Source organism: Nocardia barduliensis, assembly GCF_013315795.1.
Lineage (GTDB): Bacteria > Actinomycetota > Actinomycetes > Mycobacteriales > Mycobacteriaceae > Nocardia > Nocardia barduliensis.
The window spans coordinates 57,378-74,166 of record NZ_JABLTE010000036.1 but is presented as its reverse complement, the minus strand read 5'-3'; the positions used below and the strand labels follow the sequence as shown (position 1 = coordinate 74,166).

The 16,789-nt window shown below is 58.8% G+C and carries 15 protein-coding genes; 8 read left to right on the top strand and 7 right to left on the bottom strand.

Going from position 1 to position 16,789, the window contains the following annotated elements; genetic code table 11:
* Window positions 1-95 precede the first annotated feature (95 nt).
* Window positions 96-851: a hypothetical protein gene (locus tag HOV91_RS17560; RefSeq protein WP_174186479.1), complete on the bottom strand. Its 756-nt coding sequence runs from the start codon at window positions 849-851 to the stop codon at window positions 96-98.
* A gap of 268 nt (window positions 852-1,119) precedes the next feature.
* On the opposite strand from HOV91_RS17560, the gene HOV91_RS17555 reads away from it, so the two are divergent.
* The 4 genes from HOV91_RS17555 (at window position 1,120) to HOV91_RS39500 (ending at window position 3,460) form a co-directional block, all read left to right on the top strand.
* Entirely contained in the window at window positions 1,120-1,449 is a 330-nt protein-coding gene (locus tag HOV91_RS17555; RefSeq protein ID WP_174186478.1) for a hypothetical protein, read from the top strand.
* A 247-nt stretch (window positions 1,450-1,696) separates the two neighbouring features.
* On the top strand, window positions 1,697-2,197 hold the full coding sequence (locus HOV91_RS17550; RefSeq protein ID WP_174186477.1) for a hypothetical protein: 501 nt from the start codon (window positions 1,697-1,699) through the stop codon (window positions 2,195-2,197).
* 101 nt (window positions 2,198-2,298) lie between these two features.
* Complete coding sequence (locus tag HOV91_RS17545; protein ID WP_174186476.1) at window positions 2,299-2,631, top strand: histone-like nucleoid-structuring protein Lsr2; 333 nt, start codon at window positions 2,299-2,301, stop codon at window positions 2,629-2,631.
* A 580-nt stretch (window positions 2,632-3,211) separates the two neighbouring features.
* A complete protein-coding gene (locus HOV91_RS39500) occupies window positions 3,212-3,460 on the top strand; it encodes a hypothetical protein (protein WP_217440631.1) in 249 nt (82 codons plus the stop codon).
* 217 nt (window positions 3,461-3,677) lie between these two features.
* Here HOV91_RS39500 and HOV91_RS17535 read toward each other — a convergent pair whose 3' ends face one another.
* From HOV91_RS17535 to HOV91_RS17520, 4 genes are read right to left on the bottom strand one after another with little or no spacing between them, the layout of a single operon-like run.
* A complete protein-coding gene (locus HOV91_RS17535; protein WP_174186474.1) occupies window positions 3,678-4,400 on the bottom strand; it encodes a M48 family metallopeptidase in 723 nt (240 codons plus the stop codon).
* Entirely contained in the window at window positions 4,387-7,470 is a 3,084-nt protein-coding gene (locus HOV91_RS17530; protein ID WP_174186473.1) for a type I restriction endonuclease subunit R, read from the bottom strand. Before HOV91_RS17530 ends, HOV91_RS17535 begins: the two co-directional genes overlap by 14 nt.
* Complete coding sequence (locus tag HOV91_RS41085) at window positions 7,467-8,672, bottom strand: restriction endonuclease subunit S (protein ID WP_174186472.1); 1,206 nt, start codon at window positions 8,670-8,672, stop codon at window positions 7,467-7,469. Before HOV91_RS41085 ends, HOV91_RS17530 begins: the two co-directional genes overlap by 4 nt.
* 2 nt (window positions 8,673-8,674) lie before the next feature.
* Window positions 8,675-11,107: a type I restriction-modification system subunit M gene (locus HOV91_RS17520; RefSeq protein WP_174186471.1), complete on the bottom strand. Its 2,433-nt coding sequence runs from the start codon at window positions 11,105-11,107 to the stop codon at window positions 8,675-8,677.
* Between the two features lie 333 nt (window positions 11,108-11,440).
* Between HOV91_RS17520 and HOV91_RS17515 the strand changes: the two genes are divergently transcribed.
* Window positions 11,441-12,229, top strand: a complete 789-nt coding sequence (locus HOV91_RS17515) for an NYN domain-containing protein (RefSeq protein WP_174186470.1) — start codon at window positions 11,441-11,443, stop codon at window positions 12,227-12,229.
* A 79-nt stretch (window positions 12,230-12,308) separates the two neighbouring features.
* On the opposite strand, the gene HOV91_RS17510 is transcribed toward HOV91_RS17515, so the two are convergent.
* Window positions 12,309-12,569 carry a helix-turn-helix domain-containing protein gene (locus HOV91_RS17510; protein WP_174186469.1) on the bottom strand — a complete coding sequence of 87 codons (261 nt, stop codon included), beginning with the start codon at window positions 12,567-12,569 and terminating at the stop codon, window positions 12,309-12,311.
* A 336-nt stretch (window positions 12,570-12,905) separates the two neighbouring features.
* Between HOV91_RS17510 and HOV91_RS17505 the strand changes: the two genes are divergently transcribed.
* The 3 genes from HOV91_RS17505 to HOV91_RS39495 all read left to right on the top strand — a co-directional run bounded on the left by HOV91_RS17505 (window position 12,906) and on the right by HOV91_RS39495 (window position 16,095).
* A complete protein-coding gene (locus tag HOV91_RS17505) occupies window positions 12,906-14,045 on the top strand; it encodes a hypothetical protein (protein ID WP_174186468.1) in 1,140 nt (379 codons plus the stop codon).
* A gap of 225 nt (window positions 14,046-14,270) precedes the next feature.
* Window positions 14,271-14,615 carry an effector-associated constant component EACC1 gene (locus HOV91_RS17500; RefSeq protein WP_174186467.1) on the top strand — a complete coding sequence of 115 codons (345 nt, stop codon included), beginning with the start codon at window positions 14,271-14,273 and terminating at the stop codon, window positions 14,613-14,615.
* A gap of 1 nt (window position 14,616) precedes the next feature.
* Window positions 14,617-16,095, top strand: coding sequence for a caspase family protein (locus HOV91_RS39495; RefSeq protein WP_217440629.1), 1,479 nt, complete (start codon window positions 14,617-14,619; stop codon window positions 16,093-16,095).
* A gap of 156 nt (window positions 16,096-16,251) precedes the next feature.
* Here HOV91_RS39495 and HOV91_RS17485 read toward each other — a convergent pair whose 3' ends face one another.
* A complete protein-coding gene (locus HOV91_RS17485; protein WP_174186466.1) occupies window positions 16,252-16,701 on the bottom strand; it encodes a hypothetical protein in 450 nt (149 codons plus the stop codon).
* Window positions 16,702-16,789: the final 88 nt, after the last annotated feature.

Below are 16,789 nucleotides of genomic sequence, written 5' to 3'. Positions count from 1 at the left end.
GCATGGTTGACCGGATACCGGCGCTTGACGATCCGCTACGAACGACACGGCCGCCTCTTCGCAGCATTTCTACAACTCGCCGCAGCGCTGACCTGCTACAAGAAACTCACCACGTAAGACGTCCTCTTAAACCGTAGCCCGTTGAGGGTTCGGCGCTTCTTAGCCAGCTCCCACTCGCTCAGCGGCCGGTGACCTCCGTGATACCGACCAGCGACACGCCGCTGTGGGAAATGGGGTGCAAGCAGCTGCCATTCATCATCGGTGAAGTCGGTATGTGCTGGCCCGACAACGTGCTCCCAGGCGAGGACAAGCTCGATCGGCGTTAGCGCGCGAACGAGATCCTGCGCGAGCAGCGGGCGGGCCGTGGCTGGTGGCGCAGCGATCGGAAGCAGCTCGTGGTGTTCGGCCGCCTTGGCCAGCGCCTCCCATGCGACACCGCCTTCGTGAGCTTCGAGCCAAGTTTCGGCGTCGGTGCGTTCCATTTCGCTGGGCCAGGCTTTAAGGTGTCCAATCAGCTCATGCAGCGTCGACACGACGGATACCGCGCTGTTGTACACATCGAGGGCGATCTCCCAGGGCTGTGAGTTTTCGAGTAGCCGGTCGACTGCGGCGGCTTTGTCTCTGGCGTCGCCCAGATGGTTACCGTCGACATCGTAGATCCGGGCGAAGACCCCGGGCGGACAGTGCCGCATCAAGTAGTCCTTGATTGCCTCGCGGAGTGCTGGCGTCCAATCCTGGCCGTCGTAGCTCGCAATGCCATCAGGATCACGAAGGTTGTACTCGTAGATGTTGCCGAACTTGGGGGCGAGGTGTTTAGCGAGGAGTTCATATTCGGGGTATTCGTCGTCCATTCACCAATTATTTTGAACGAAAACGGTCATTTCGTCAATTGGATGGACCTGGCCCATTCCCCTCGCGAGCGCGTCCAGCAGCGGGGCGGGCGTATCAGCTGGTAGGCCATCGGTCGATGCGGCGTGCACCAACGATTCAGCATTTTGGTGTGGCCTCGGCGAATCGGGCGCGATGGTCGACACTCGGCCTTCAAGTGGAGATTGCCTTCTCTATTGATGCCTTGCGGAGGTGATTATATACTTAAGACAGTAAACGAGGACTAATTGCATGACATCAGCGGCGCCAAACTATCAAGCAACACCAATCGGGGCTAAAAGTATCCCGGAATTGAAGCAGTATCTCAACGGGGCGGATCTGGATCAGCGCCATATCACCAACGAGGACTTGGCGGCAGATATCGACACCCGAGCAATCTGGGCAGCAGATACACTCTTGCGCTATGCCGAGCGTGTCGGCGATGACCAGGAGATCGACAGCGCGCTGGTTGACCTACTCACCGATCTACAGCACCTTACGACAGCGTTCGGCGCGGATTTTCAGGGCATCCTCGATCGGGCCACCATGCACTATGAGGCCGAAGAGGCTGGCGAGCGGTAGCGTTTACGGTCCGCCTGTACTCTGAAAACCGCCCTTCATGAGCGGTTTTGCTCATCGGTCGCGTTCTGCCCCTACTGCTCACCTGTTAAAGACTTGTAGAAAGCGGGCAGACGGGTCACACCAGCACCACCGGCTGGCACTGGCGGTGCCAGCTGACCGAGCGCGGATAGACTGATGGGTTGCCCTGGCCCACATCGCGTGTAAGTGTGGAACCGGCACAGCTGCAACAGCATTGGGGGATGCCACGTTGGACGCCAACGGCTACACGCACTCTGACTTGTTCGCCGATCACGTGGACGACACCTACACGTTCATGATCTCGGTTCGGAACCTGGCCGGCAACACGCGGATGCTCCATGCGGGCACGGTCCAAGTCGACGGCACCTGCGGCATGATCGACATCGCTGCAAAAGGCGGTGTGCACAACGACGTCATCAGCTACTCGCTGCCGTTTAACGCCTCCGACGAGGTCCACGATTTCGAGCATGTGTCCGGCGACCGGTTCGGGATCATTCCAATGGTCGCCGTGCCGACCGTGTTGTTCGACGGCGACAGCTTGACTCACGAGACGTCGGGCCGGTTGACCGAGCAGCGCATCCCGCACGCCTGGCGGGTCTCGCGAGCCAATCGCACTGTTGTCACCCGTGATCCGGTGAGTGGGTACGTGACCAAGGTGGAAAGCTACCGGCACGCTGAACTGATCGCGGTCCGGTCGCTGGTGCGGTTGCCCGCGGGCGTCACCGTCTAGGAGTCGTGGCGGTGGTACTGCATGTCGCGTGAAGGAGCCCTGTCGATCACCGTTTACGCTTGCTGTTCCGGCAGTCTGACGAACGTGAAGGGGCAAAGTACGTGGCAAGGAAGGTCACCGTCGAGCTGGTCGACGACTACGACGGCAAGTCCAAGGCCGAGGAGACCGTCGTTTTCGGACTCGACGGCACGACCTATGAGATCGACCTGTCCGTTCTGAACGCCAGTACGCTCCGCGGGTTGTTCGAGCAGTGGACGCCGCATGCCCGCAAGGCGGGGCGAATCCCCAAGGGCAAGAGCATGGCTCGGTCGGCTACAAGCCGCGAGCAGATTCCGGCTATTCGCGAGTGGGCCCGCCGGAATGGCTACGAGGTTTCCAGCCGCGGAAGGATTCAGGCGGACATCATCGAGGCGTACAAGAAGGCGAGCATGTAGTCGTTCGCGCGGCCACTGCTGCTTGGCCGCGTTGACCCTTCGAATACCAGCACCGGACGAACGCGGGAGCTTCCGCCGCACCAGTATTCCATGCTCCGACAGCTTGACTGAAAACGCCGCACAAAGGCTTTGCCGATGGCGACGGTTACGATGTCCTGGTGCATTGGCGTCGTGGATTGTCACGTCCGCGATCCAATCGACCGGAGCCTACGGCTTCGCCTGCCCGAGATCAGCCGGGACTCGCTTGCAGCGAGTCACTCGGTAAGCAGCATCACAGAGCAGGCCGACGGCGGTTAAGCTCCGATGCGTACCCCGTCTCCTGATTCTCCAGATCTCCCCAGCACGGTACGACTGGCGGTCACCGCTGCGCCCGACGGCGCCCTGCTGCAGCTCGCCGTACCATGCGATGTGTGATCACCGACAACGCCTAACGAGAACGCTTTCAAACCTGCCGCGCCCCCTAGAGCGGCTGATTGCCAAGCTTGGCGAACACCCTGCCAGCGCGCCACGCAAGAAGATTGTCCACAAGGTTACATCGGCCAAGTCGGAGCGACGGTCGTACAAGCCGAACCGGAGGCTGTTGCCGGAGGAAGTGCAGAGGTTGGTCGCGCAGTACGAAGCCGGTGTCTCTATAGCTGACATCGCCCGTAAGTACGGCATGCACACTCAGACGATCGACTCTCACCTGAAGCGGCAGGGTGTGCGGAAGCGGAGGGTATTCCAGCTATCTCCCGAATTAGTTGATGAGGTGGCAAGGCTCTATATCGATGGCTGGTCGACAATAGAAATTGCCAAGAAGTTCGACGTGACAGTCAATAACTGCCATTAGGGGCCTTGCCCGTGCGGGCGTACCACTCCGCAGTACAGGAGAGGCTTGACGGTATAGGAAGGGCAAGACGTCACGGCGTAGGAATATCTAGCTGATCGATCCCTGCTGTCGGGTACGGAATCTACAGACACCCGGCATTGGCGTTCTTCTCACAGTCGTGTGGCCTGCGCGTCGAGTAGGGGTACCCGATTCTGGCGCTGACCCGCTGCACGGGGCATTAGTTCCACGATTCTTCCGCCAGCGGCGCGCTGTTCAGTTGATCTTGTCGGGCCCGCCAGTCAGGGAGATGATGATCCATTAACTGGGTGAACCGTCGACCATGGCCGCGTTCAAGATAATGAAGCATTTCGTGGACTACGATGCATTCAAGACAGTCGGGATGCTTCTTGGCGAGTTCTATGTTGAACCAAATGTGGCGAGTTTCGCGGTTACATGATCCCCACTTGGTTTTCATCCTCCGAATGCTCCATTTAGGCACTGAAAGGTTAAGCTGTTTCTCCCATGAGGGGATCAGCGTGGAAAGACAACGCCGAAGCTGTTCGCGGTACCAGCGGTCGAGAAGTTCGCGGCGGCGTTCAGGCGTTACGTCCGCAGGCGTGTAAAGCAGAAGATTGCGCCCTTCTACTTCGAAGTGCGCGCGGCCGGGGCGCACGACCACCTTAAGGCGGTGCCTGACACCCCAGAGATAGTGCGACTCGCCCGTGACCATCTCGCGAACCGACTGTCGTTCAGCGGTCCGGAGCTGGTCTCGCTGGCGTTTTATCCACGCGAGCTGCTGGACGACGGCCAGGCGAACCTGGTCGTCGTCCAGCCGTGTGGGGGCAGCGACCCGTACGCGGCCCAACGGTGGGTAGACGCCGATGTGCAGATGCTTGATGTTCTTGTAGGTAACATCAACGCCGATTCCGCGAACGATCAGGTGGGCGCTAGTTGTATTCACTATGCGCCTGTATCCGCTTGATCAGTTCATCGAGCCGGTCGAAGTCGTCAGGGAGGACTTTTTCAAGCGCGCGCTTCACCTTTTTCTCCTTCATCCTATTCCCGACCCATGAGTCCGGTTTGGTGTGGAGTATTACGGTATCGACCAAAGCTGCCAGTTCCGGTGATTCTTTGAAGTAGTCAATCAAGGCACGGCGACCGCGCGTGTCGGCCCACGCCGGATACTTGCCGTCGAACTCGGAGGTGCCAAGCTTGGTGGCGAGATCCAGCATCTTCTTCAGGAAGTCCTTATATTCCAAGGCTCCCTGGCGCCGTTCCTCAAGGATCGCGTCAAGCAATTCGGACATTTTGTCGTAGTATTTGGGGTTGAGGGCGTGCTCGTCGATGATCACCTTGCGTACATTGTTCGTGATCGTAGCCGAAACTGCGTCAGGATTTCTCCTAATGTCCCCTGGTAGCTTGTCGAGGGCGCCGGAGCCCAAATTGACGATCAGCTGAACAAGTCCGGAATCCTGAAAGTCGGAAACAACTTCGGATGGCGTTGCGCTGATATATGTGTCGAGTAGATGACGCATACCGACTTCGTATTGCTTGAAGTCGATATTCTCGCCAGCACCGATCTTGACCTCCAGTCGAACGTTGACGTAGTCCTCAATCTCCTTCTTGATCGCTGCGGCTTCGGCATCGCTGTAGCCAGCTCGATCCATCTCGTTTGCGATGTTGCCGTATGCACGAACCACCGCCGTGACAGCCTTGTAGAGTTCGACACGCTTCGGTTCGTTGGCCTTCAGCTGCGCAGCGTCGCCTTGGTCGCGTGCGCAAAAATACTGCTGATACTCCGGGGTGCTCTTGGGCGGTTCGACGGGCTCGCAGAGTGCCCGGATTCTCTCCAGAGCTTCGTCCAGGTCCTGATGGGCCTTGTCGAACCTGTCGGGCAGGAGACCTTCGACGTCTTCCTTGTCGTAACCGTCAAGAGCTCCGCCGGTGTAGTCCTTAACCGCAGTCTTGAGCGAATTGAATAGATCGCGGTAGTCGACGATATACCCGTAATCCTTGTCGTCACCATCGAGGCGGTTCACGCGACAGATCGCCTGAAACAGCCCATGGTCCCGCATCGTCTTATCGATATACAGGTACGTCGCGCTCGGGGCATCGAAGCCGGTCAGGAGCTTGTCCACGACGATGAGCAAGCGCATCTGGGCCGGGTCATTGACGAATCTGTCTTTGACGTCCTTCTCGAACCGCTCGACCTTGGTGATCGCCTTGTCTGCGGGCTCGTTAAAGTGGTCCGCCAGCATCTGCCGGTAGATCTCGTACTGGCGAAGCTTCTCGGTGGCACCTTCGCCGGAGTCTTCCTTGGAGATGCCGCCAGCCTTCGGCACGTAAGAGGTGACGATGGCGCACTTACCCTTGAAACCGGCCTGCGTGAACAGCTCGTAGAACTTGCACGCCTGGTAGATGCCCGAACTGACGAGAATCGCGTTGCCGCGGCCGTCTGCCAACCGGGGCCGGGTGTCCATGTCGTAGAGAATGTCGGTGACGATCTGCCTCGCGCGTGGCTCCGAGCTAACGACCTTCTGTACAGTGCCCCAACGTTTCTTGAGCTCGGCACGCGACAGATCGGTCATGCCTTTCGTCTTCGCCGCAAACCACCTGTCGACCTTCTCTGGCGACGTCAGGTCCTGATCGATATTGCGCGCCTCGTAGCGCAGGTCGAGCACGACGCCGTCTGCGACAGCCTCGTCATATTTGTAGGTGTGGATGAAGTTGCCGAACCGCTCAATGGTTGTCTTCTTATCCGCCTTGAGCAACGGCGTGCCGGTGAAGCCGATGAACATGGCACCTGGCATGAGTTCCTTCATCGCGTCATGCATGACGCCTGACTGAGTGCGGTGGGCTTCATCTACGAAGACGAAAATGTCGCCCTTCGCACGAAAATCCTTGGGGACCGCCGCTTTCAGCTCACGAATGAACTCGCTCTCGTCGTCAGCGCTGTTTTTGCTGCCGGATTTGCGGAATTTGTGCACAAGCGAGCAGACCAACCACTCGTCGTTGGTGTTGAGAGTGGCGATCATGTCGGCACCGCTCTTGGTCCGGTAAACCTGCTCATTGACGCCGCGGAAGACCTTCTCGACCTGATCGTCCAGCTCGGTCCGGTCGGTGATGAGCAGCACACGGGTATCGCCTGGACGCTCCCGGATCCACTTGGCCAGCCAGACCATGGTCAGCGACTTACCGGACCCCTGCGTGTGCCAGATGATGCCGCCCTCGCGCTTGGCAATCCGTTCCTGTGCTGCCTTGACGCCGAAGTACTGGTTATGCCGGCACGTCTTCTTCCTGCCGGAGTCGAAGACCACGAAGTCATGAACCAACTCAAGCAGGCGCTTCTTCGAGCACAGCTGGGTCAACGCGCGGTCGAGCGGGTTGGCGATGTCCGACGGCTCTTTCCATGTGAGCCAGTACTTGGCCGGGGTATCAATCGCGCTGTAACGCAGACCCTGCACGTCGTTGCCCGCCATCACCAGTTGCACTGTGGTAAAGAACGGGCGAATGAAGTCCGGCCGCTGGTTTCCGATGCTCTGCCGAACACCCTCGGCGACATCGACCTTCGAGCGCTTGAGCTCGATCGTTGCGAGGGCGATGCCGTTCACGTACAGCACGACATCAGGCCGCTTGGCGTGCTGGCCAAGCACGGTCACTTCTTCCGCCACCGCGAAGTCGTTGTCGTCCAGGTGTTCCCAGTCGATGAGCTTCACCGTTTCCGTCTGCTCACCCGCACCGGGTTTGACCTTCACTCCGTACCGTAGGAGGTTGTAGACGTCACGGTTCGCCTCGTACAGATCCCGGCCGCCACCGAGCGACGCATCGCTCCTCAGCTTGTCGATGGCCTTGTTGATCAGGAGGTCTCTGTAGCCGCGCTCGCGGAGATTCTTTGTGAGTAGGTCGACCTCGACATTGGCATTCCCCTCGCGATACTCCCAATTGCCGAGGTAATCGTAGCCCAATGACCCGCGAAGCAGTTTTATGACCCGATTTTGAGTTTCGCGCTCGGGCTGTCCTACATTATTCATGCCGTTTCCCCCGCAATTGATAGAGAAGCGCGGTTACTTAGCAAGTGCTGGAGCATTCCGCGTTTGATGCTCTTTTGCTTATTTAGCCTCTTCTCCAGAGCAAAAATCGGGCTATCGATTGCATTCAAGGCCGAGGCAATCGCTCGCTGTTCTGAAAATTCGGGCACCTGCAACGTGAATCCCGCCAGCTCAGTCCTATTGATCTTCGGAATTCCACTTCTCGCGGATACGCTGGTAGCAAAACGCGTAAAGCGTTCGCTCAAAAGCGTATATAGTACGAACGCCCCGTCAGTGCCAGGTTTCGTTGTCAACGGGTACATATCGGCGCTGCACAATGCCGGGAAGTCCACTTGGACAACTTTCTGGAGGCTGGGTCGAATCTTGCTATATATTACGTCGCCAGGAGCTACGAGGTACTTTCCACTAATCGCTCCTTGAGCTCTAGCGGTTTCCGTTCTTAAAATTCGACCGGTCGCAGACTCCACGTGATCTGGAGCAATCAACGGTAGATCCCGATATTCAGAGCACTTTGGATCGACTTGGCCAGATCTTATTGAGACGATATCCAAAATCCCTAAATGTCTCCAAGGGGTACTATACCCTGGGAGCCGGATCCGACCGGTCAACAGTTGCTGCATCATGCCATGTCTGATTGCCTGTTTCTTTGCAATCAACCGTTCTAGCGTGGTAATTAATTGGTCAGCTACGAGTAGAGACTCTACTATCCTCTTTTGCTCCGCTAGGGGTGGGACGGGAACACGGACGCGGAGCAAGTTCTCCTTGGTAAGGTGAGCGAGGCTTGATTTTCCCACCAACGCTGAAAGCTCTCCGGTCTTCGACCAGCGCTCCAGAAGTGCGACAAGCAACCTCGGTTCGTATTTCCCCTTCGACCGAAGGCGGTGGAGAGTGTTCAAGAAGTACGCCTCGGGAATCTCGTCATTCCATACACTAGCCCGACCAATTTCGCCACCCTCGCACACGAGGATATCACCTGAGATAAGGCGCAAATCTCGAATGTCTCGGGGAGTTAATGGCGCCAGTACAGATTCAGAGGCCAGAACATGACCCCATCGCACACCCCTGTTATTGATACATTGCTTTAGCTCTCCGCTATTGACGGCAGCATCAAGGCGCTTTCCCAGCTGGACGTGAAACTCATCTGCTACGGAGGACTCACCCCATGCCTGCGTGCCATCGGTCATAGTCACTGAACTCCCATCGAGGCAAGATGGTTGGTCAGGTTGGCCTCAAGGCTTTCGAGTTCGGCAGCGAGATCCGCGACAGTGTCGGCATAGCGCTCGCCAAGCTGCTGTATTCGATCGACCAAAGCGAGCGTCAGCGCATTAAGCACGCCCGATACAGCATTCGCGATTGTCACATACCACTTATCGTTGAGCACAAGAGCCTGGATCTCGTGCAAGGGGAGATCACCGTACTTCCGGAGGACCGCGAGATCGAGGGCCGCCTGAGCTTCCCTGGCGGCCTTTTTCGCGATAGCGTCATCGTTGTAAAGCTTGATCAATTGTTGGAGAGCCTGAATCTCATCCGGGTCGGCACCTTCGTACCGGGCCACTTTAAGTCGCGCCGAGGCTAGAGTCTTGGAGATCTTGCCGTCCTCCATCGCCTCGACGAGCAGGCCATCTTCAACGGCGTGCTCTTCTACATACTCCGCAACAGTTCGGGCAGCTTCTTCTGCTATTACGTTCAGCTTATCGACCTCGGCCTGCTCGTCCGCGAAGTAACGTGCGACGACGAGCGCCGGCGGGATGAGATCCATCTTGTACTTGCCAGCGATAGGCCCCGACTTAATAACAAGGTCTGGTGACTCCGAGAGTTTACGCTCTTTATCCTCGATGGCCTTTCGAGGATTCGCTGCTTTAGACCATCCGTCGTGCATGATGAGAAGGACGTCGTCGTGCATGACACTGTTCCAGTACACCATGAGCTGTTCATAGACGTCATACTCGTCAAGTAGTGGTATGTCTTTGAACCGGGCGAGCAGGTCATCACTGATGTGGGTGATCAGATCTTTGGGTACAGTGTCTTCGTTCAACGACTGTAAGGAAGGGCGATGCCTGGCGAACCAGGTATCCACCTGGCTGCGTATATCGTTAGTGAACTTCTGGAACTCCTCAGAGTCCAAGATCACCTGCTGAACCTTGGGTACGGCAACCGCAAGATCGCTGTAATTGGGGCGGTTTGTTTCAAACAGATTGGAGCGCAGATTGGGGAATGCCTCCCAGTACCCATTAAGGGCGTCTAAGTCGCGGTCCGGGATTCCGCCACGCAAATGGGCTGCCAGGTCCTGGATATCCTCGGTCTCTGAGGAATCGATGTAGCGCGGAATATTCAGATTATAGTCATTCTTCGGGTCGGATATTTCATGCAGAGGCACCATGCGCGAATATCTCTCAAGTGAAACCTGCCGGTTGAAGACATCGACGATCTTGTGGATATCCTGGCTGCGGAGCCGGTTCTTATTTCCGTCTTTCATAAAGCCCTTGGAAGCGTCGACCATGAATACGCCGGTCCGCGCCTGGGCATTCTCTCTATCGAGGACGATGATGCAAGCCGGGATGCCCGTGCCATAGAAGAGGTTCGGAGGTAGGCCGATGATGCCTTTGACGTAGCCCCGACGCAACAATTCTTTGCGTATCGTCGCTTCAGCATTGCCACGGAACAGGACGCCATGGGGCAATATGACTGCGGCCTTGCCATTACTTTTCAGGGACGAAAGAATGTGCAACAGGAAAGCGTAGTCACCGTTCTTCGCCGGTGGGCGGCCGAACTTAAATCGACCATATTCGTTTTCGAGGCCGTTGCTCCAGGACTTGATCGAGAATGGCGGATTCGCAACCGCGAAGTCGAAGGTTTGCAGCTGCATCCCCGAGATGAACTGTGGACTGGTGATCGTATCGCCCTTGCGGATGTCCGCGTCCTCATTACCGTGAAGGATCATGTTCATCTGGGCCAGCGCCCAGGTGGCGTTGTCCTTCTCCTGACCGTAGATCGTGATACCCCGAGGGGCTTCGTCGGCAACTTTCAGGAGCAATGATCCCGATCCGCATGTCGGGTCATAAACCGTATGGTCCTGTCGAGTATCCGGTCCGATGCCAATAATCTTGGCAATAACGCGAGAGACCTCGGCTGGGGTGTAGAACTGCCCCTTCGACTTGCCCGACTCCGTTGCGAAGTGCCGCATCAGATATTCATACGCGTCGCCGAGCAAGTCGTCGCCTTCGGCGCGGCTACCCCGGAAGTCCAAGCCGGCGAAGATCGTCACGAGCTTCGAGAGGCGGTCCTGCATCTCTTTGCCCTTGCCGAGCTTCTCCTCGTCGTTGAAGTCGGCCAGGTCGATGACCTTCTCCAACTCGTTGGCCTCAGCAAGCTTGCTGATGATCTTGTTGATCTTGTCGCCGATCTCCTTGTCGCCTTTGAGCGCGACCATGTCATCGAAGGAGCCGCCGACAGGAACGTCGATCAGGGAGGACCGGTCGGTCTTGGCCTTGTCTGTCACGTACTTCACGAACAGCAGCGTCAGGATGTAGTCCTTGTACTGCCCGGCGTCCATGCCGCCGCGCAGTTCATCACAGCTCTTCCACAACGAGCTGTACAGGTCCGACTTCTTCAGGGCCATTACCACACCACCTCCTTGCCCCGCTCGAAAGCTGAGCCAAGCCGCGAGCCTGCGGCTATGTGTGGTGTGCCCATACTGCGCTGCCCATCCTTCATACTGATCGACTGGGGCCAACTTCGCGATCAGCGAGGCTGGCGATGGATGCAACTACGATAGCCGCGAGCGGCGACACCGCGGATAGGTGACACAGGCAGGATCGAAGCACCACACTCTCGAACGCAAGCGCCCCGGATACTGAGCTGGTAGGACTATGAAGGCGCATTCGAACTACCTCGTTGCGCGTGGAATACGGCTACGCTCGGGACCGGTTGTAGTGAGTGTTGGGGGTAAGTCATGCGACGCGATGCTCGGTCGTCGGAACTGGCCAACGAGGCCGTAGCTGTCTTCCTCGACTTCGAGAACCTGGTGCTCGGCGCAGGTGGGAACGCGCAAGGTGGCAAAGCAATCCCGTCGTCGGCGCTGCGCTGGCTCTGCCGTGGATTCGGCAATGCTTCGGTGCGCCGGGCGTATGCGGATTGGCGTGATGAGCGGTTCGGCCAGTACGAGCGGGCACTGGCCGAGAATGGCATTGACCTTGTGCAGCTCGGTCGTTTCGCACCGGGCACACACAAGAACGCGGCCGACATCCGGCTGGCGGTCGATGCCATGGAGACCCTGATCGCCCACGCCGACATCGGCGTCTTCGTCCTGGTGACGGGGGATAGCGACTTCACGCCGCTGGTGCAGAAGCTCCGGGAGTTTGGCAAGCATGTCATCGGCATCGGCACCAACGAAGCCACGACCAGCGCGCGACTGGTGTCGGTGTGCAGCGAGTACAAGTTTTGGGAGACGGTACTGCGTCAGGCTGAGCCGAGCGCGCCCACGGTCGGCGGTGCGAACTCGCAAAGCACGCCCAACAACGTGGATAAGGCCAGGCAGCTTCTCGCCGAGGCAATATCGCAGATCACGACCGATACCCCGACGGCCAGCGCGATCAAGAGCAAGATGCTGGCGCTCGACCCGGCGTTCGATGAAAACCGCTACGGGTATTCGAACTTCCGAGACTTCCTCGCCAAGGTTGGTGGAGCAAAGATCGTCGGTAGGTCGGGCGGGGACATCACCGTCTCGGTGCCCGCCGCGTAGGACCGCGCACTTCCACCCCCGCCGCCCCGTCCGGGTGGCGGAGCAGGTCATCTGGCCAGCCAGGGGCGGATGCAGCGATTCAGTCGGCCACGGCCTCCGGAACCGGCAACCCACTCACCAACTCCCCGGCGTCGATCTCTAGCCCCGCGGCGATCTTCAAGATGTTGTGCAGCGTGAGGTTCCGCTGTCCACGCTCTACCTGGCCGAGGTACGTCCAGTGCAAGCCGCACGCTTCGGCCGCTCTCTCCTGACTGAGGCCAAGCTCGCCCCGACGCGCGAGTACTCGCTCGCCGAAGATCTGGGCGGCGGCGGACAGAGGCGACTTGGCGGCAGGTGGCATGGTGATCCAAGCCCATACGTCCCATGACTTGAAATCCAGAGACTTCGTATCCCATGACCTTGTATCTCAATACTATGAGTTCTAGAATCGACGCGCCCGTGCGATCGGCACTGGGTTCAAATTCACCCGCTTCGCGGGTGAAGTACCTGCCATGTCGGGTTTCAAAAAGAGGGGAGGTGACACCATGGGCGGCGGAGACGGCTCCTTTGGTGGCGGCAACGGCTAGTAGCCTGGCACCGCAATTTTGCGGGGTGAGGCGTTCATCGAGGAGTGCCTCACCCCGCTTTGGTCTAGGCCATTTAGGTGCAACTTGATACAATAGTTGCATCAAACTGTATGAATGATGCGCTGAACCGACTCCTCCGAACCAAGAAGATCCTCGCCGTAGTGGTCTTGTTCGTGACGGGCGTCGGGCTGATGGCATTCGGCAGATCCCTCCCGGCAATGCGAGAGCTGGGATGGCTGTCCTGGGTGCCGTGGAGCGAACTGGGCGCACTCTTGGTTGGCGCCGGCCTACTCGGCATCTGGCTCGATGCCTACTTCGAGCGCGAGAAACAGGAAGCCGACGAGGCACGGCTCCGGCGGCTGCTCATCGAGCACGCACCAACGATGAAGGAAGCGGTCATTAAGGGCTTCGCCTTCGCTGACGATGATCTCCAGCGGGTTGCCACCCCCAAGCTCCTGGACGAGATCATCGGCAACAGCCTGGCCATGCGCTTGAAGGACAAGGAGTTTGCCCGCGAACTCTACGCCGACATTCGCGACCAAGCCGTGCAGTCCGTCGAGCGGTGGCATGACGTCAAGCTGGCGGTCCGGATGAACTCGGTACCGGCTACCACCATGGCCAAGTCCACGGATGCGTCCCAGCTGATCGTTACCATCCGGCAGGAGTACACCACCGTGCCGTCCGGTTCGGTGCGCCGCTTCGTCTCGGTGTCCGACGCCGACGAATACCGCGCCTTGACACACGATCCCGCGTCGACCTTCGCCTGGTATTACAACCCCACCAGTGGCATCGACGCTGGCGCCAAGGAAGCCTTCGAACTCGTCCAGCTCACCGTGGATGGCGAGAAGCGCCCCATCCGGCGCAGCGCTCGAAAAGGCGCCCAGACCTATACTGTCGATCTCGACCTGCCAGATGATGACCGGACCCGATCGCGGACCATCGCCTTCACCTACCGCCTACAGCCCTCGCCGCAGAGCCGATGGTTGCAGTTCACCGTGGATCAGCCCAGCCGCGGGATCGACATCGAACTCGACTACAGCGATACCGATATCGCCTATGTCAACATGATCGACTTCATCGCGAGCAGCCAGAGAACCGTCGCAACCAAGAGTCCGGTTACGGTGCCGGGCAGAACGATTGGCCTCCAGTTCGACGGGTGGGTCATGCCTAAAAGCGGCGTGGCGTTCGTCTGGGTCAAGCATGACGAGGTTCGCCAAGCATGCGCAGGAGACGATCAGGTGGCTGCGTAGGCCAGGCGAAGATGCCCGCCGCCAGAAGACAGGCGCACGAGGTCGTCCGCCTCAAACCATGCGATGGCGCCGTCAGTTGCTCCATCAGGAGCCCAAGAAGCTCTTCGCCGGCGGTGGTGTCATGGAGCCATACAGCCTCTCGGAGCGCCAACAGATGCTGTGTGCGAGCATAGATGCCAACGTTTGCATTCGGGGGGTGCGTCGGCCGATGAGCAAGGACGGGGAATGACAGCTCAACTTCGATTGGTCGGGCAGAACGTTGCGCCGGAGCTGCGCGATCTGGCGTCCTGGCTGGGGCGGGAGGACGAATTCCGCGGCCGGGTCGCGGTCGAACAGCAGCCGGTGAAGCCCGGCAGCATGGGCGCCCTATCGGACGTACTCGTCGTCGCAGTCGGCTCCGGGGGCCTCAGCACCGCGCTGGCCACCTCATTGGCGTTGTGGATCAAACACCGCAAACCCAAAGCCGACATCGAGATCACCCGCAGCAAGGGACCTTCGGTGAAGATTGCGCTACGCGACCTGTCCGAGGATGAGCTGGCAAGGGTGTTGCTTAAAGCGTTAGAGGGCTAGCGTGCGACTGCCGGATCCAGCTCGGTCGCGGGCGGTGCTGTTGGGGACAAGCACCTTCACAGACACCGCTCTGCCAGACCTTCCTGCAGTCCGCAACAACCTCGCCGACCTAGCCGAGGTTCTGACCAGCGAGTGGGCAACTGGGATCTCTCGGGCCAATTGTGTGGTGCTGCCAGATGAATTCGACACCGCGGTAATCGGCGGGGCGCTGAGAACCGCAGCCGCGCAAGCAGAAGACATGCTGTTGATCTACTACGCTGGCCACGGCCTGATCGGCGAGGATGGCAGCCTGTATCTGTCACTGCCCCAAACCTGTAGCGACCCCGAAATGGTGTCGTGGACAGCGCTGCCTTACCAGTTGCTGCGCAGTCGACTCGCCAACGCTCGGGCGGACAACCGGGTAGTGATCCTGGACTGCTGTTTTTCCGGGCTGGCGATCGACCTCATGACTGATGTCACCTCTGCGGTCTCCGGACAACTCACCATTGCGGGGACCTGCACCCTCGCTTCCTCGCCCGCCCATCGTCCATCCATAGCCCCTTCTTCGGCTCGCCATACCGCCTACACCGGCGAACTGCTAGAGCTACTCCGCCGTGGCCCCCGCGGCGACGCCGAACTGCTGACACTCACCGCGATCCACGAGCATCTGTCGAAGGTGTTGCCGTCGAGAGGCTTTCCGCGACCCGAACAGCGCAACACCCATACCGTCGGAAGGTTGGCCCTAGCACGCAGACGAGTGTTCAATACCCCCACCAATCGATTGTCCACCGCCCCGCATCAGGACGAAGCCCAAGTGCCGTTGTCCAATGCGCCAGTCGGGTGGCTGCGGATGCCCGATTCGCCTGCAGCTCCAGCCCCGCCTCGGTGGGCAGATGTGCCGGGCAATGCAACGCCAACCACCGACTCCAACCCTGCATTGTCGCAGGCGGTAGAAATCCTTGGTGGACCAGAACCAGTGGCATGGTGGCGCAAGCTGATTCCCGGTTTTGGAGGTCAGCCGACGATGGACGTCCTACAGCAGCTTCACCAGGAACGCGACCGAGTGCTCCGCGATGGGGTGACACGGGAGCAGATACAGACGGTCATCACCGACGTGGTAGCAATGAAGGTCGACATGGCAACTGCCGTGGGCTACGTGGAGGACTGGGACTTGGACGCCCTGTGGGCCCGGCTGACCGTTCTTTACCCGGCAAGGGCACGGCACCAGGACCTCACCAGCGGTGGCGCGGATGTCAGCCGTGAAGAACTGCTGGAGGCCCTTCTCGATGACGTCCACGACGCGTACAACCGGCGGGAATCTGAGATCGACAGTCTGGCTGGCGCAGGCAGCATGCGCAACCTCGAACGCCAAGTATTGCTGGCGTTGCTCGACCGCTCGATTGCACAGGGCGATACGAGTGTCGACGTCTTGAATGGGGTGAAGGAAGACCTTGTCGGCTACCTATTCAATCTTCAGGTCGAGGTTCAAGCACCCTCATAGCTGATGCGCTGGTGGTCGACTGGGCCAAATCGATTCGAGACACGCCCAGTACGGAGTTCGCAGTTTCCAGAGCTCATCCGCCGCAGGTGGCCGATCCTGGTCGTCACGGGGTAGGGACGGTTGGCGTGCCGAAAGGGCTTTACGCGGGAAGTGGAGCTACCTCGCAAGTGTTGCCGTCAGAACAATCAGGCATAACACGGCCAATAGAACGATCTCGGGGACGTGAGAACGCGTCACCCGTACGCCGTTCTTTCGTAGAAACGAGGCAAGCGGCGCAAGCTCCGGTTGCTTCTCCAAACGGGCGAAGCTGAACATCAGCAAAGCGATGGTGTACCAGCTCCACACTGGATTTCCCACCTTCGCCACGATAAAGCGATGCTGCGTCTTCTCTTTGATAGTGATACGGGCTCCGATTTCACCGAGTACAGTCTGGAAGAGACGAAGCTCCCCTACAGCTGCCACAGGCTCCCGGAAGATAATTTTTCCACTGTCGACAACGATAGCGGTCAAGTGTCGATCGGTTTCCGACCACTCGACATCAACCGCGGCGTTGTCTTCCCAGCGGTACATTCGAGCTTTATTGGTGAGTTCGAGCGGATCCATCATTACTGGTATCTATAATACCACTGGCTTCGCAATTATGTTTCTGATGCGCAACAGCTGGCAGCCGTCCGGCCATTTCCGTTAAGGAGCT

Coding starts and splice junctions, on each gene's coding strand:
- HOV91_RS17560 (WP_174186479.1), bottom strand. CDS start 851: ATGGACGACGAATACCCCGAATATGAACTCCTCGCTAAACACCTCGCC.
- HOV91_RS17555 (WP_174186478.1), top strand. CDS start 1,120: ATGACATCAGCGGCGCCAAACTATCAAGCAACACCAATCGGGGCTAAA.
- HOV91_RS17530 (WP_174186473.1), bottom strand. CDS start 7,470: ATGAATAATGTAGGACAGCCCGAGCGCGAAACTCAAAATCGGGTCATA.
- HOV91_RS41085 (WP_174186472.1), bottom strand. CDS start 8,672: ATGACCGATGGCACGCAGGCATGGGGTGAGTCCTCCGTAGCAGATGAG.
- HOV91_RS17520 (WP_174186471.1), bottom strand. CDS start 11,107: ATGGCCCTGAAGAAGTCGGACCTGTACAGCTCGTTGTGGAAGAGCTGT.
- HOV91_RS17515 (WP_174186470.1), top strand. CDS start 11,441: ATGCGACGCGATGCTCGGTCGTCGGAACTGGCCAACGAGGCCGTAGCT.
- HOV91_RS17510 (WP_174186469.1), bottom strand. CDS start 12,569: ATGCCACCTGCCGCCAAGTCGCCTCTGTCCGCCGCCGCCCAGATCTTC.
- HOV91_RS17505 (WP_174186468.1), top strand. CDS start 12,906: ATGAATGATGCGCTGAACCGACTCCTCCGAACCAAGAAGATCCTCGCC.
- HOV91_RS17500 (WP_174186467.1), top strand. CDS start 14,271: ATGACAGCTCAACTTCGATTGGTCGGGCAGAACGTTGCGCCGGAGCTG.
- HOV91_RS17485 (WP_174186466.1), bottom strand. CDS start 16,701: ATGATGGATCCGCTCGAACTCACCAATAAAGCTCGAATGTACCGCTGG.